Annotated in this window: 11 protein-coding genes and 1 riboswitch; of the genes, 4 read left to right on the top strand and 7 right to left on the bottom strand. The window is 55.2% G+C overall.

Features of this window, described 5'->3' with window-relative positions; all coding sequences use genetic code 11:
• The 3 genes from VNX88_03770 to VNX88_03760 form a co-directional block, all read right to left on the bottom strand.
• A partial coding sequence (locus VNX88_03770; GenBank protein HWY67755.1) for a hypothetical protein occupies nt 1–1,245 on the bottom strand: 1,245 nt, incomplete at its 3' end.
• 73 nt (nt 1,246–1,318) lie between these two features.
• A riboswitch (cyclic di-GMP riboswitch) is annotated at nt 1,319–1,408 on the bottom strand.
• A 69-nt stretch (nt 1,409–1,477) separates the two neighbouring features.
• Nucleotides 1,478–1,663, bottom strand: a complete 186-nt coding sequence (locus tag VNX88_03765; protein HWY67754.1) for a hypothetical protein — start codon at nt 1,661–1,663, stop codon at nt 1,478–1,480.
• Nucleotides 1,651–1,818: a hypothetical protein gene (locus VNX88_03760; protein ID HWY67753.1), complete on the bottom strand. Its 168-nt coding sequence runs from the start codon at nt 1,816–1,818 to the stop codon at nt 1,651–1,653. The genes VNX88_03765 and VNX88_03760 overlap by 13 nt, the downstream gene beginning before the upstream one ends.
• Before the next feature lie 165 nt (nt 1,819–1,983).
• Between VNX88_03760 and VNX88_03755 the strand changes: the two genes are divergently transcribed.
• From VNX88_03755 to VNX88_03740, 4 genes are all read left to right on the top strand, one after another.
• On the top strand, nt 1,984–2,295 hold the full coding sequence (locus tag VNX88_03755; GenBank protein ID HWY67752.1) for a hypothetical protein: 312 nt from the start codon (nt 1,984–1,986) through the stop codon (nt 2,293–2,295).
• Nucleotides 2,296–3,321: 1,026 nt separating this feature from the next.
• Nucleotides 3,322–3,852: a CoA transferase gene (locus tag VNX88_03750; GenBank protein ID HWY67751.1), complete on the top strand. Its 531-nt coding sequence runs from the start codon at nt 3,322–3,324 to the stop codon at nt 3,850–3,852.
• Complete coding sequence (locus VNX88_03745) at nt 3,753–4,349, top strand: CoA transferase (GenBank protein ID HWY67750.1); 597 nt, start codon at nt 3,753–3,755, stop codon at nt 4,347–4,349. Before VNX88_03750 ends, VNX88_03745 begins: the two co-directional genes overlap by 100 nt.
• Before the next feature lie 222 nt (nt 4,350–4,571).
• Entirely contained in the window at nt 4,572–5,090 is a 519-nt protein-coding gene (locus VNX88_03740; GenBank protein ID HWY67749.1) for a hypothetical protein, read from the top strand.
• A 404-nt stretch (nt 5,091–5,494) separates the two neighbouring features.
• Here the strand turns inward: VNX88_03740 and VNX88_03735 are convergent, their stop codons facing one another.
• The 4 genes from VNX88_03735 to VNX88_03720 form a co-directional block, all read right to left on the bottom strand.
• Nucleotides 5,495–7,417 (bottom strand): patatin-like phospholipase family protein, encoded by a 1,923-nt coding sequence (locus VNX88_03735; protein HWY67748.1) that lies wholly within the window; start codon nt 7,415–7,417, stop codon nt 5,495–5,497.
• An 892-nt stretch (nt 7,418–8,309) separates the two neighbouring features.
• Complete coding sequence (locus VNX88_03730; GenBank protein HWY67747.1) at nt 8,310–11,633, bottom strand: carboxypeptidase regulatory-like domain-containing protein; 3,324 nt, start codon at nt 11,631–11,633, stop codon at nt 8,310–8,312.
• A 546-nt stretch (nt 11,634–12,179) separates the two neighbouring features.
• Nucleotides 12,180–13,385, bottom strand: coding sequence for a TIGR03118 family protein (locus VNX88_03725; protein ID HWY67746.1), 1,206 nt, complete (start codon nt 13,383–13,385; stop codon nt 12,180–12,182).
• A gap of 159 nt (nt 13,386–13,544) precedes the next feature.
• A complete protein-coding gene (locus VNX88_03720; GenBank protein ID HWY67745.1) occupies nt 13,545–15,146 on the bottom strand; it encodes a PQQ-binding-like beta-propeller repeat protein in 1,602 nt (533 codons plus the stop codon).
• Nucleotides 15,147–15,925: the final 779 nt, after the last annotated feature.

The following is a 15,925-nucleotide window of genomic DNA, read 5'->3' as shown; positions in this document are numbered from 1 at the left end:
ACTGTTCGCGTCGAGCTGGGTTCGGTAATTGATGATCAAACGCTGGTTCTGGCTGATGGTGGCGGCCGCCGTGAGCATGGTTAGCGTGAGCTCGCAGGTGGGCTTGCTGTAGTTGAGCGAAAAATCGGTACCCGCAACCAGAGGCCCCTTGCCGACAACCGGAGTGACTCCATCCGCCTGGAAGACCTGTGCGCTGAGCACCTGGGGTGTCGTGTTGCACATACCGCCGCTCGGACCGCTGGGGAGCCGATCAAGGATCGTGGCGTTCCATGCGTCGCTCGCGCCGGTATTCTGGACGTCAAGACCAAACTGCCCTAACTGCCCGGGGCTCATCGTCGCTGGTCCCGTTTTGGTCAGTACAAGATTGGGTGCGGCAATGGTCAACGGTGGCGTGACACCCGACTCGCCCGGCAGGGGCTGATAGAACACGCCGTCGATGAGCCGCCCGAACTGCCAGTTGGCGGTGTTGATGAACTGCTTCCCCGGGGCGTTCACCGGGGTGTTGTTCAGGACGACCGTGAGGTTGATGATGAACTGTCGACCAGCCGTAACGATGGGGATGTTGTCGAACGTGAGCACGTTGCCGACGTTGGTGAACGTGTGCGGCACCGGCGTGCCGTTGTCGAGCCAGGTGATGGTGTGGCTCACGTATGTGAGGTCCACGCCCGTGGCGTTGAGGTCGTCGATGACCTTGATGCTGTGCAGATCGTTCGGTGACCCTTGGAAGTCGACGACCGTGCCGGTGGCCGGGTCGAACAAGACCGGGATCGTCAGCTTCCAAGTGAAGGGGACGCCGACTGTGACGAAGGGCGGGCCCGGCGGATTCGCCTTCTCGATCTTCTCAACGGGGATCAGCAGGTTCTGGCAGCTCTGCTTGAGCGTGCTAGACGAGCCGTTGACGAACCAGAGCTTGTTTTGGTGAACGGCGTCGCAAGACATGTTGCCCGTGTAAACGACGTTGTCGAAGATGACCAGCACCCCCCTGAGGGTGCCAACGAAGCTGATGTTGCTGGTCAGCGGGTTGGACGCCGGAAAATTCCGGATCGTGCAATTGCCGTCGATGTTGATCTGCGAGGGAGGAGCAGGGTTGACAAAGCCATCTATCACGCCGCCGAAATTGGCGACACAACCGCCGACGGACTGCGCCCGCGCTGGGACGGCGGTCAGCAGCGACACTGCGCAGGTGAACAGCAGGATCTTGATCCAGCCGTAGCCCCTCACACGAATTGCGCCGCTGGAAGTCATGTACGCCCTCGTTCCCACTACCAAGCAATTCGTCGGCGGGTGGGACCGAGGCAGTCCACGCAGTGGACTGGATTCCGGCGGTCCCGCCGTCATAGGGCCCCCGGAGCCCATTAGACCGGTGACTTTGCGCAGCCATCTTTCGATTGCCTTGCCTTTGTCAGAATCGCGTCGAAAAATTTAGCTAATCAGATGATTCCTAATCTCCTAGTTTGCATTTCGTCTTGCACCGTCATCACGTCGCCGGCAGGGAGTCTATCGGGTATGTGATCGTCACAGCCTGCACGCCGTCCTTACCGCGGAAATTGATCGTCTTGACGCGACTCACCACCTGAGTGGCGAGATCCGGGGCATCCATGTCACTCGACTGCAGCACGTACATCGACACGCTGCCGTCCGGCTCGATGGTCAGGCGCAGCACTGCGCAATGCGCAGCAGATCCATGCGCACACCGGTAAGGTTGATGGCTTGGGTCGGCGCTGTGCCGGGATTGGTTGTGGGCATCTGCTTGAAATAGAAGCAGTAGATGGCGAGCATAATGCCGGCAACCAAGACGAGACTTGCCAGTCCACGCATAATAGATGATTGTTTTCCGTTGCTGCTCCCAGCCGCAAGGCTGAAGTGTGATTCCCGGCGTTACCGAAGGTGTAAGACGAGTAGGAAGCCAAGACCTCAAGCCAAAACGAAGGGCGGACGCGAGGGAAAACGGCGACAAAATCAAAATGACAGCTTTCTGCCTTCATGTTTCTGTTTCCCGGCAGCTTCCTGGATTCGCTATCGCGAGTGAATCCTCGCGCGCATGAGGGATTGGCGGTGCTTGGGTTGTGGGCCGTGCTCCTGATGGTGGTAGTCGCATTGTGCGTGCCACAGCGCTTTCGGTTTGTGGCGTTGCGCTCGCTGGGGCTACATCATGGTGCGCGCGATTCTCAGTGTGAACCTGCTGGCGATGCCATCAATGCGTTCGTCGGCCATGACTGGCGCACTCTCATTGGTCTTCCGATTGGCGGCGCGATGATCATCTATCTTCTAAGCAGGCGGCAAGTTTTTGGGTAAGGCACCCGCCTAAGGCAGCCGCCTATCCGCAACATCAAAGGCACCCGCCCGCTACCGCAGGGGGTTCTGAGATCACGAACTCGGCTGGCCGAACTTGCGCAATGCCGAATTGGCAGATAAGTCGCCCGTTTGGAATGTCGTCCTGCGTTATGGTCATGTTGCGTTCGCAGGTGACGAAGAACGCTTTCTGGAGAGTCCTGATTGTCGTGTCCGGAGAGGCCATCCCTCAGCACCGAACATAGTTCGGTGGTACCACGAGTCAAGATTCCAGGTCAACGAAAATTTCATTTTGGAACCCGCAGGCCTCGAGGAGGTTGCGCGTCGCAATCATCGGACTTTGGTGCGAGCAACGGACGAGGAATTTCAGAATTCACTGATCATTCACTGTTCTTCACTGTTCTGGTGGCGGGTAAGAATCGCAGATTTCCGATAATCCTTGACGCAGCAGGCGGTTGCGCAAGCTGTCCGTTGCTCGCATCCCTTTGAAAAAAAATTCACTGATCAATTCGCGGATAAATTCACTGTTAATTCACTGTTCCGCGGACACCAGTGAATTTGAGCTGGCGAACTCTCTTCATTTCAGCTGGTCAAATCTGTCAACAGGAGCGCCCACTCCGCGTCCTATGTGAGCCCGCGCTGCCGAAGTCGCAGGGGGGTGGCTTACTTTCGGCACACCACTTCGTGGAACCGCGCTCGGAGTAGTCGTTGGTGGGCACGATCGGTTTTTACTTCCGTGGTAGCGCACTAGCTTTCCGTGTGTGCCTCTGATCCGGTTTGGTCTGCGCTGAATTCAACGGGCCTCGCGCCGCGTACCAGATCGGGATTCCTGAATGTGCACAAGAGTAGTCCTTGTGCCCACTCACCATGACCGTCTTCATGCCTAGGTGTCACGAGTGAAGGAGATGACGTCGTCTCCAGCTTAATCACTGTGAGCTAGCCGTTGCTCACATTCCCGAATTTAGAACAGCGTGCGAATGTACAGATGCGGCTCGGTGAGAACTAAGCAAGCACAAGGAGATTGTGATCGTGAATTTACCTCTTGAAGGAATCAAAGTTATCGACTACACCGGCGTGCAGTCCGGACCGGCGTGTTCGCAGTTAATGGCGTGGTTGGGCGCCGACGTCCTGAAAGTCGAGCGCATGCACACCGGAGACAACACCCGAATCCAGTTGCGCGACATCCCGAACGCGGACGCGCTGTACTTCACCATGGTGAACAGCAACAAGCGGTCGCTCGAGATCAACACCAAGACGCCCGAAGGTAAGGCGATCCTGGAGGGTCTGATCCGCCGCTCCGACGTGATGATCGAAAACATGGCGCCGGGCGCGCTCGACCGCCAGGGCTTCACCTGGGAGCATATCCATGAGCTCAACCCGCGCCTGATCCTCGGCGTGGTCAAGGGCTTCCCCGATGGCTCGCCCTTCACCGACGTCAAGTCGTACGAGAACGTCGCCCAGTGCGCCGTGGCAACGCCTCGACGACGGGCTTCTGGGACGGCCCGCCGACGGTCAGCGGTGCCGCGCTCGGCGACAGCAACACCGGCATGCACCTCTTGATCGGCATCCTCGCCGCTCTCATGCAGCGTGAGAAGACTGGCAAGGGCCAGAGGGTGTTCATGTCCATGCAGGAAGCAGTGCTGAATCTCTGCCGCGTCAAGCTCCGCGACCAGGAGCGGCTCGAGCGCGTCGGCTACCTGGAGGAGTACCCGCAGTACCCCAACGGCACGTTCGGCGACTCCGTCCCGCGCGGCGGCAACGCCGGCGGCGGTGGCCAGCCGGGCTGGGTGCTCAAGTGCAAAGGCTGGGAGACCGACCCCAACGCCTACATCTACTTCACGATTCAGGGTTCGAACTGGGTGCGAACCGCCGAGGCTGTCGGGCTGTCCTCCGCAAAAACTACGTTGACGCTATGCAGCCGCATGATTCAGCTTGTATTCATGATGCAGCCCGCCCAAAACAGGAATCCGTGTAACAGCTTCTCCTACTGCCAGTCGGTGCCCGTGTGCGCGATGAGGCGGACATGCCTGGAGCTGATCGGGTATTCCCGGCCCTAAGCTGGAGTGAGGTCGTCCGCGATTGTAATGTGAGACCCACGCACGAACAATTTGGCGAAGATGGCGCTCGTTGATTGGAATCATGTAATCGAGACACTCGCGACATACCGTTCCAATCAGTCGTTCACAGAATGCATTTGCTGTCGGGGTTCGAACTGGACTCTTCAGAACCGAGATCCCCAAGTTCCGAACCGTTTCATCCAGTTCAGTGGAGAAGGTTGCATGTCGATCGTGGATCAGAAATCGGTAGGAGTGCTCGCTCGCCTCCCGCAGCTGTTGCATCGTCCACTCGGCGGTGGGGTGTTCAGTCACACTGATGCGAACCACGCGGCGGGAACCGATCTCCATCACCACCAATACATAAAGGATGCGGAACCGCACTGTCACCGCTACGAAGAAGTCACAGGCCAGCAGCACCTGAGCGTGGTTTCGCACAAAAGTGTTCCAAGTCTGCGATCGTGCTCGCGGCGGAATCGATGGACCGTCTCCCGGCCAGTATGCTCGCACCGTTCGCGGCGAGACTCGGATGCCGAGTTTCAGCCAGAGTTCATCGGCGATGCGCTCCTGGCCCCAGGTGGGATTGTCACAGACCATTTCAGCAATGAGTTGGCGGAGGTCCTTTGGCAAGGGCGGGCGGCCGGGTCGGGATTTCCATTTCCACAAGAGCCTGAACGCCTTGCGGTGCCAGCCGATCAAGGTCGCAGGTTTGACGATGAGGAGAGCGGACCGCCACTGGAATAATCTGGACCAGAAGACCAAAGCCACGCGAGCGGAATCCGTGAGCCGCCGAGGTCTGATCTGATGCTCTTGATAAAAGGATAATTGCTTGCGCAGGAACAGATTCTCGGCGACCAGAGAAGTTCGGGAGGAGACACATGACCTCAGAAACTGGATTCCATCACGAACCAAATTGCCGAGAACAACAACCGCAGCCCAGATTCCCTTGAAGAATTCGCGCATCGGGTTCCAATCATCGCATCACCACCACTCGCATGGCATTCGGCACTAGTCCGCAACTTTAGCGAAAACTTCATTCATTTTCAGAGCGACACGTAATATTTGCGGAGCACAGCCCTTGCGGCCGGAAATGAGAAAGACGGATCCTCCAACAAACCGTCGTCTTGATGAAATCGAGTCGCTGTTCATCATGCGGCTTGGTGAGGGTATCTAGTCCCGCTTACGTCACCATCGCTCGTCACACTAGATGGAGCTGCTGAACTCTCGAAGAGTTTAGAATCAAGGTTACTCAGCATCTTGCGCAGCTTTGCGATGGTTGCATTGGTCGTCATTTCCCCGATCAGCGCCATTTCATCGACCCGAGTGAATTCCGATATATCAAACGAGGTCACATCGGGCGCGACCACAAAGTCTGCCGGCTGTATCCCAACGGAGTTCATGTTGTAGCCTTGGATCATGTTCTGTCGCATGATCACTTGAATGCTTGAGAAGAAACGATTGCTGCGCGAACGCCCCTTGGAGCGGATTTCTATAAAGTCTTTCTCCAGCTTGGCTGTGACACTCGATGCGATGACAAAGTTGCATCCCTTGGCTACCAGCACGTTGGCGGGAATGTTGTTGAGCAACCCGCCATCCACCAACGCTTCGCCTGAGCGAACGATAGGAAGCGAAAGGGGAGGAAGGTTGATACTCTCCAGGACGGCGATGGTCGCATCGCCACGCTCGCGCACCAGCGGTGCTCCTTCGACGAGATCGACGGAGACTGCAAACATGGGAAGAGTCAGTTGCTCCAGCCTGGCTCGATCTAGGTATTTCCGCAGCATGGGATCGAACTGGTTTCGTCTGTACTTGTAAAGCAAATACCAGTAACCGCCAGCGGGCAGCTGTCGAAAGAACCACGACGGTTGCAAATCGGTCTTGAAACAACGGGCAGCATAATCAGGATCTAAGCCAGCTGCGTACATAACTCCCGTCAGCGCCCCAGCGCTCGTACCCGCCAGCATGTCGATGTATATGCCCTGCTGCTCCAGGGCTTTGAGTACCCCAAGATGAGCCATGCCGCGAGCTGCGCCACCTCCCAGTGCCAAACCAATCTGGACGCCGCGCAAATGGTGAACGATGCGGTCGAATCCGTGCTGCAGTAGACTGCCCTGGTTTGCTCCCGGAGCGTCAAGCGTGAGCTTGAAATCTCGTTCGGCGAGTTCATACAACTCCGGCACAAACGGAGCGATTGGGGTGTCGGCGTCGAGAAGCCACACAATCCGGATCTTGTCTCGCCATTTGGGTACGCTGTTCTCCAGCTCTTGCAGGAGATGTACGGCCGCCTGCGTATCTTGCGGCCGAACACACCAAAGCGCTATGTCGATATAACTGAAGAACCGCCTCATGGCCTCGGGTGAATGGTCGGCGCGAACATCCACCAGTAGCCGCCTATGCGAGGCCCACTCTTTAAGAATGCTCTGTCGCTCGTCGTCTCCAACCAGCAACATAAAGGGGATATCTTCATCCGGTTTCCAGCGCTCGTCGTCGCCGGCAATACAAGGAGACTCGTTCAGGTCTCGAAGCCGACGCGCCAATCGACTAACAAGCGGACGGCTCGCCTCGGAGTGATGAACAATACCCACGACGGATGGCTTCGGGCGGGAACGGTCGATATCCATCACGTATCGTTTGAATATATTGGCTGCCAAGCCGAACATGGCGAGTTGAAAGTCTGCATGCTTGGCGGCGAGTTGAAGCAGGTCCGATAGCGTCAATCGTATGGCCGTCGAAGGCTCAGTAGCCTCGACTTGCACGTGAGAGCGGTCGGATAAGCCGACGGCAAACAATCCGATGACAGAACCTCGGACAAAAGTATCCTTCTGAATCTCTTTGCCCAACAAATCGTAGAGCGTTCCTTGCATTCGGCCCGTGATAAGGAAGCACACGTGGGTAATCTCTGATTCGACTTCAATGACCACGTCGCCAGTGCGAAATTCGACCCACTGCGCCGTGTTCGTGATCGCCGCAAACGTTTCCTCGCTCAGCCCTTTTGCCCAGTCGAGCCGACGAAGCTCTGCATAAAGTTGCTCGCGGGTCAGAGAAACTGGTTTTTCATCCCTGGTATCCATGTCGTTCTCCTAGAACATTCACAGTGCTGCGTTCTCCTTTTGGAGAATCGCAACACCAGAAATGAGAATCGTTCCACAAGAAGAATGCGGACCTGTGGAGCCAATCTCTTAGGCGCAGTGACCGCACCAAGCACCGCGACCGGCGGCAACTATCTAGAGATGCTAAAGCGCGGGCTCGTGCCGCATGACTTCTTGGAGCGTAGACACAAACGATTGAGTGCTGAGCAGGCCTTCGGCTCTGATGATGAGTGATAAGTAAGTCCCCTCCTCACCAGCCATTCCGATCTGTGAGCTCCTCGAAGCCCTCTACAGCCATGGATAGGAAAGTGAAAGTTCTAAAATCGTCCGCTAGGGCCGACCAAATACTTTCAACAACTTGCCAATTTTAGCTTCTTGCTAGGGGCACCCACAGGGGCAGCCACTTGTCGCTGAAAGACTCACGCTGATCCGGTTTGGCATCCTTCTCTGCGATCTGAGCGGCAGCGGAAACCGCTTCCACAGCGCGCGTCACCGCTTCCACCGCTCTTCCCACGAGCTCTTGCCGTAAACGTTCTGGGTCACACCTCGACTCGACAGCCAAGGTAGCCCTGTCCCGCAGCAACGCGAGTTTCTGAATCCAATCAGCTATTCATCCGTACCGGCGCATAATCGAGCGCCCGCTACTTGAAGCAGTTCCGGGAGCACACTCGAAGCTTTTTTGTCGTTGGGGATCGCCAAATGGCCGCATTTGTCACGGACAAACCGCCCGTCCGAGAGGGCCGTCGGCGATACTCGTTGCAGGAAACATACGACGAACGCCAGCGTTCAGATTGACGCCGACAAGGACAATCCGAAATGCGGAAGATTGGGGGAGCCGCCTATGGGTCCCCCAGGAATATTTCAATGGCAAAGGTCAGAAAATGAATTTCGCTCCAAGCTGCATAGTCCGAGCGTTGTTTGGAAAGACCAGATTTGGTTTGTCGAACGTCGGCGAACTTGGCGTCAGAAAGTTGCGAGTGGCAGTAGTCGTAAAGTCCAGCGGCTTGCCAATCAGGCTTACGGCATTGATTTGATTAATGGAGCCGGGTAGATATTGAGAGTGATTGAACACGTTGAAGGCTTGGGCTAGAAACTCAAAGGACATCCTATCGTTGAAACTAACGCGCTTCACAAGCGACAGGTCCCAGTTATTAGTACGCGGCAGCGCGAGAGTATTTCTCGATGTATTGGTCAACGCACCGACACCTGCCACTATGTATTGAGCGTTGGGGTTATTCGCGACATAAGCCACGACCTGGCCCTGTGAGTTCGTCAGGGGACTCACGCCGCTTCCAACCCCGGATACGCCCAGGGGATTAAATATCGCACGATCGGTGAAAGTGTCACCCGCCAGATTGGCGTCCGTTGCGCTCTGGACCGTTGCGTATTCCGGAGATTCAAAGGTATAGATGGGCGCGATCTCCCAGTTGCCGACGACATTTTTCATAAGCCAGTTGGATTGCTTGAAGAACGGGAGATCGTAGATCGTGCTGATGGTGAGCCGTTGCCTGCGGTCGAGGGCCGAAGTACTTCGATCCGCCGCGACATTCTGGCCGTCTTGCGGACGGCGCGGTGTGAGCACAGTGGAAAACACGTCCGCGGTGCTGTCGTCGATCAGATGACTCCAGGTGTACGCCACATTGAATTCCAAGCCGTGCTCGAAGCGACGGCTGACCGACGTGGCCAAGCCATGGTAGATCGAACTCCCAAAGGGCTCGAACGCCGTGATGTTACTGCTAAAACCCGCCGCCTCAAACCCAGGCACAAAGCTGGACCTGAATGCCTGCACCTGGTCGAGGGTCTTCATTGTGTTTAGCTGTGCCTGAGACGGAACCGTGGCGGGATCATTGAACGTGGGAAGAAAATTGTCCGGTCCAACCACGGCTTGACGATTGATGCGGTCTTGAACTGGAAGGTGAATGCCCCGACTTCCCAGGTATCGGACTTCAACGGTGTAGGACTTACCAAAAACATGTTGAATGCCCAGGTTCCACTCCTCAGAGTACGGCAGTTGCTGGTTGGGAACGAATGCGGCAGTACCGGCGCGCTGTGCCTGGACGGTAGGAAACGTCTGCAGCCCTCCTGTGCCAGGCGGCAAACCACCATTAGCCAGAAAATTTGGGGAAGATACGTTCGTATTTACATCCTGCGTGCCGCTGAACTGGGGCGGGAACGAGAGGGTACCTAAGTTGTCGTAGAGTACGTCGTAGGCGATACCAAAACCGCCCCGGATGGAGGTATTCCCACTATCGCCGGGCGAATAGGCAAAGCCAAGACGGGGAGCGAAGTTGCCATACTGCGGTTGTGGCTCTTGGAAGTTGATTAGTCCTGGGACACTGGCGGCGGAATTCAAGGCCTGCGTCCTCTCGCCTGTGGGCACCGACGTAAATTCGTAACGCAGTCCTAAATTCAGAGAAAGATTCTTGGTCACGCGCCATGTGTCGTTGCCATAGGCGTAAATCGCGCTTTGATCGCCATAGTAAAAGAAGTTTCCGGTGCTGCGCTCACCGAACTGGTCTGGACTCAGATCGCGCAGGAAAACATCGAGGCTGCCATATTCGTAGTCACCTCTCTGGCGCTGTGTGAACGACTGAGGCGAGATGTATTTACGACCTTCAACTCCGAATTTGAAGTTGTGCTTTCCCTTCACCCAGCTCAAATTCTCAACCGCTTGATAAGTGTTCTGTACCGTACTCTGGGGTGCGTTGGGATCCGGCCCTATGTTCGCAGTCAAAGAATCGATAGTGATATTAGGGAATTGGTCCAGGCCAGGAAATAAGAAGTTTCCGGCAGGAATGATCTGGGAGAAACGGTTGTAACCCAGACGAAACTCGTTGGTGAGGTTGGGAGTGAACGTGTGAAATTCGCTCAAAGTAAAAAGGTGAAAGCGTTGCGGCTCGGTCTGGAAGAACGCCGGGAGGCCGGCAGCGGCGTCAAGACCATCGAGTTTGTTGTATACATAACGGCCGCGAACCTGATCCTTGTCGGAGATGTTCCAGTCCATGCTGTTGGTCGAGTAATACTGATTGGTGAAGGTGCTTCCCGTAATAGGAAACAGCGCGACCGGTACGTTCACCGTGCCCGTACCTGACGTAATCGGTTCCGTGTTGCCGGCACAAGCGACGTTATTCGCGTCAGGAACGGTGCCGGCAGGAAGGAACTTCTGAAGTACCTGGAGGTTGTTTTTCGAGACAGTAGGAATGCCGGCTAGGGTTGCATATCCGGCCGCCGTTGGCGCGCAAACCTGCGACGAAATGCCATTGGCGACAGGATTGTATTCAAAGTTAGAAAAGAAGAAGACCTTGTTCTTAATGACCGGCCCGCCAATCTGGAAGCCGAGACGATTTTGATCGTATCGTGGATTTGAGGTATTTCCGTTTCTGGCCGTGGCGGCGTCGATTGCATCCAAATTACGATTCTGAAAGTATTCGTAGAGGCGACCGTGAAAAGTGTTAGTGCCGTTAACAACGACACTATTAAACTGTCCGCCAGACGAATGGCCAAACTCAGGGCTGAATTGATTTTGCAATACAGTAAAATTCTGAATTGCATCGTTCGGAATGAAGACTAATGGTCCGGTGATCGATTTGTTATTGTTATCGACGCCTTCGATGGTGAAGTTATTGTTGCGCGGCCGTTGACCTCCTACAGAAGGCCCTTCGCCAGCGCCGATGCCGCCCGTGTTGGCCACTCCTGAGCTGAGCAGCGAGAGGTTGAGTACTCCCAGGCCAATCGCAGCGGCAGGGATATCCTGAGTCTGTTTCTGCTCGAAAGTGGTCTGCACCTGCGCAGTGGTCGTATCGATTGCCGGAGCAGTGTCTGTGACTTCTACGCTTGTCGCCCCTCCGGCAACACTCAGCACGAGGTTTGCCGTAGAAGTCTTGTTTAGTTCAACGTTGAAATTGCGCACCAAGGAGTTGGCGAATCCGGCGCTATTCGCTGAAATGTCATAAATACCCACTGAGAGATTAGCAAAGTGGTACTCTCCGCTTGCATTACTTCGCGTTGTATTTTTAATTCCCGTTGCTGTGTTCGAGGCTGTGACGGTAGCGTTAGGAACGGCGGCGCCGCTCTGGTCAGTAATCGTGCCGACAAGATCTCCGCTTATAGCTTGCCCGAAGGTGAATACAGCTGTAAGCGCCAGCATCAGGCAGATACCGACGGAATAGCTTATACTCTTACTTGCTCTTATAATCATGATCCTCACGTATTGTCGGTTGAAATGTTGTTGCTATGAATGCACTCTCACTTAGTAACTCCGGGGTCTGACACAGCCATGTGCATGGAGCTTGACGAGAGACAAAGACCTACGACTGCTTGCAAGTCCCGGTGCATGTCATGGAGTGTCGCGTCGAACCACTGCGCCCGCAGAACTCTAGATTGTCGCTGCTGCATACAGTCGCTTCTGTTTTGATTTATGTTGAATTGTTAATTCTTCTTGCGCAAGACAACCTGTCATACGAATCAACACCGACAGCGAAGGCATGATTCCACTACTCACTTCTTTTCTCCTTCGTAATACGGGCGAGAAAACCTTTGCGCTGTGCTTGGACTCGACAATAAGCTCCCTTTGCGAGCGGAACTATCCCGGTCTAGCCATAACTACTACGCAAAACCGACACTCAAGCCGAAATATTCCCTTTCTCTGCGTTGGAGCTTTGGTTTACCTGACACGACTAGGAAACGCGGACAGTGTTCTTACTTGCCGCGTTTCCCGTCGTACTCCACTGGACTTCGAGCGAGATTACTGGGAGTTTCCCTCAGTCAACTCCGTCGAAACCGCGGTCAAGTAACCAAACAATCCTCCGGAACCGTGATTTGGCCCGGCGGTAAAGTAGATCTGTGCGGCGGGTGCGGCAGCCGCATCGCTGTTAGCAGGACTAACATTCCCAGGGCTGAGGGACCAGATGCCATTGATGGACAGCGGCTTCCCGCTTGCATCCTGCAACAGTCCATCAAATTTACCCGTAGTCAGATCGTACGCAGCAATGAAGCCACTGGACTCGGAGTTTCCTCCACCTGCGAATTGCCCAATGAGCAGATCGTGACTGAAGCGTCCGAAATCCAGAGGAGCCAGAGCCACACCCCAGGGAGCGTTCAGCCAATCACCGTGTTCCAGTCGCTGTAACAGACGGCCTGTGGAACTGTAGACGTCCACAAAGCCTAAGCCCGGGTCATCTGTTTCAAAACGGGAACCTTCCTGATGGAGCGCGTAGGTAACGACAATATCGTTGCCGATGGCTTGGACGTTGAAAGGCACGTAAGAGCCGGGCAGAGTCTCATCCACAAAAGACTTTTCGGAAAACGTACGATCGTCATTGGAGGAATTTCCGTCTGCGTTCTTCTTCGAGAGTGCTACAGGCTGGAATGTGCTGTCATAAACATCTACGCGTCCCTTGCCGAAATTGGCCGCGTAGAGAAAGCGATTGCCATCAACGAAAGCGCTGGTCAGGCCGGTGTAGCTGGAACCATCGCTGGTCTTGGCCACGGTTACAGCGTGTGTCGAAGGCGGTGCCGCTCCTTGGGCTATAGCTACCGTTGGGTTCCATGCGGCAATGGTGCCATCAATTGTAGAAAAGATGAATGCGGCTGGTTTTCCTGGGGCCAGCAAAAAATCTGTTTGGCTGCCGTTGGCGATGGTGCCGGTTGGGGTACCCGTTGGTGTGTTCTTATTATTCGGATCGGCCGGCGGGATGGTGACTACCAGAGATTGCTTGGCGCCTGCTCCGTTGTAAAGAGTGCTGAGCCCGGTTGCTTCATCCGAAACCCACCATGGGCTGGCGGAGCCTCGGGACACACCCCAAGGATTGATCAGTTGAGGATCGGTGACGGGAGCGACTCCAGCGGTATTGGAAACAAGATTCGTTTGGGTGTAGTGCTGCCCAAAGCAAGTAGATCCCGTAATTAGAGCCAATGCTGCACTCGCGCAAACGTGCAAAAGCGACTTCATCTGCAATTCTCCTTTGATATTGACAACCGTTGGTGGGTGAGCAGCTGGTGCGACCCACACGCATCGAGACGTCGTGTGAGTCGCCACGGCTGGAGTTGGTGTGATTGAAAGGTCTATCGTTCGGTTAGCTGACGAAACAATGCATGCACGCCATCGGTCTCACTCGGAGGGCTTGCCGTGATCTTTTTCGCCGCCTAAAGCAAACGCGTAGACTTTGTTGTTTCCGGTTCCCAGGATTTCCCGGTACCCGGATCCCCAATAGAGGGTGCCGTCCACGATAGATGGGCCATCGATGACTGTGCCTCCGCTGGCGAAATTCCAGAGGACGTTTCCAGTTGTCGTGTCGAGGGCATACATCTGTCCCGAATTAGAACCCGCGTACATGACCCCGTTTGCAACACTTACCGAACCCCGGTCAATGCTGCCGGCAATTGGATCTGCCGTCTGCCAAAGGATCTTCCCAGTGGCGACATCAAGTGCGCTCCACGCTCCCCACGTAATCTGCTGTCCCGAGGGCACCAAGGTGTAAGGGAGATGATCGCTGTTGGCGATCGCGACATAAATGCGCTTACCGTCAGTTGCGGTACCCCACTCAATGCCTCCGAGCGAAGCGCCTGGACCAACTGGCGTACTCCAAACGATGTTGCCGTCATCGGCATTGAGCGCCCAAAAGATGCCGCTCTTTTGACCAAAACCGACAATGTTGCCCACCAGATTAGGTCCTGATCCTCCGAGATCGAAATCCGGGCTGCTGGGTACAGGACAATTCGGGTTTGGACCGGAAGAAGTTATGCAGGCTACTGTCCAAGTGTCAAAGCTTTGCAGCTTTTTTGACCACTTAACCTGCCCGGTCTTTAAATCCAACGCGAGAGCAGTGTCGAAGAAATCGTCAGGCGCAGTGCAGTTCGCAGTCGGAGTCGCGTTCTGGCAAGCGATGACATCTGCGGGAACGGTGTAGTTGTTTCCCGTACCGATGAAGAGTGTGCCGCGCTTAGGATCAATCGCCGGCGGTTGCCACACCGCGCCACCGCTGTATTGGTCCGCTCGCCCGCCGTTGTCGGGCATGTCAAAGGTCTTCCAAAGGATCACACCAGTCTTCTCATCGAGCGCCACTATGCTGCCGCGAAAGCTGCAACACGGATATGCGGGATTGGTCGCCAGAGTTTCTTCATTCGAAGAAACGCCAATGTAAACAACGCCATCGAAGATAACCGGAGATCCAGTAATGATTGCTGCCGGATGAGTCTCGACCTGTGTAATCCACCGCAGGGTTCCTGTTTGCCTATCTACCGCGATCACATTCGCCCCGTTGTGAACCGCTTTGGAACTGAGAATGTCCCCGATGATTACCTGGTTTCCATCCACGGCAGGACTAACACGAGAGATAGCTCCGTCGACGCCATCGTAGTCGGAGATCTTGCGAGACCAGATGAGACGGCCGCTTTCTTTCTTCACTGCGAACAGGTTGCCGCCCCAATCCGGGAAGTAGACTGCATCCTCATCTACGGTAGGAGTGGCAGAAACATCTCCACCGGTTGTGAATACCCATTTTGGGCTGAGGTTCCTGACGGTGGCAGGGCTTATTGAATGCTCTGCCGGCTGGCTCCACGTGTTACCAAGATTCTGTCCGGCGATTTGCCACTGCTTAGATACGGGCTCCTGTGATTGATTTTGCGCGCTTAGTACCGGGATCAAGAAAAGAACGCTGGTCAACGCCGTAATTGGCAAGAACCAGTTACGATTCCTCACTACTCTGTCCATTTATTCTCCTTGGAATTCGCGTGCGGTCTGCTCGCTTGCATTCTCTTGCGTGCACGCACTCTGCCAGAGTTGGGGACCAAGAGGAACCTGAGGTTTTGCTCGATTGCCGAACAACTTAGCCGCTGATCTTTGATAGTGAAAAATGCACACCCAGATAAAGTGACAAAATCCCGTCTCGACAGTGTCTAACCGTCGACTCTGTCGACGACTTTCTCAACTCCCTCGTCTTCATTGCTGCGCTCTTGGCCCAACGTAATGCCTTTCATCGATGATTATGGTGGAATGAACTTGCTCGGAGATCTCCTGCAGCCAAACAACACGATTGCCATTGTTCGCGCGAGCAGCAGCAGAACTGTACTTTCATCGAGACAACGGATCCGTTCGAACGAGCAGATCACGCAAGCGTGAGACAAGATTTGATCGTCGCTGGAAGTGAGCGGTTCCCGCAATAGGAAACGTCTCTTCTGGCCTCTGGCTTCACACAGCGGCCAGTGGTAAGGGCTCTCTTCGCTAGCCGTCTAAAAAAGATCTGCTGTCGGACAAGTCTAGCCATCGACGCACGCGACGAAAGCTCGTCGCGGTTCTGCGGGCTCCACCCATCTCATCCCAGCCAGCGACGCGCTAAGTTGTTCCGCAATCAAGTAGAAGCGTCGAAACTTCTGGCGATGCCTACTTTGGAACTACTTGTGCTGCTCACTCGCCGGGCGGGAGAGCAGCAGCCATTTCAAGGATAAAAACAGTTCCTTCCAACAAGTGCTGACAAAACAGCGGTCTGTTCC

This window comes from Terriglobales bacterium, assembly GCA_035567895.1.
Taxonomy (GTDB): domain Bacteria; phylum Acidobacteriota; class Terriglobia; order Terriglobales; family Acidobacteriaceae; genus Gp1-AA112.
The sequence above is the reverse complement of the archived record's forward strand: the minus strand, read 5'-3'. Positions and strand labels throughout refer to the sequence as shown.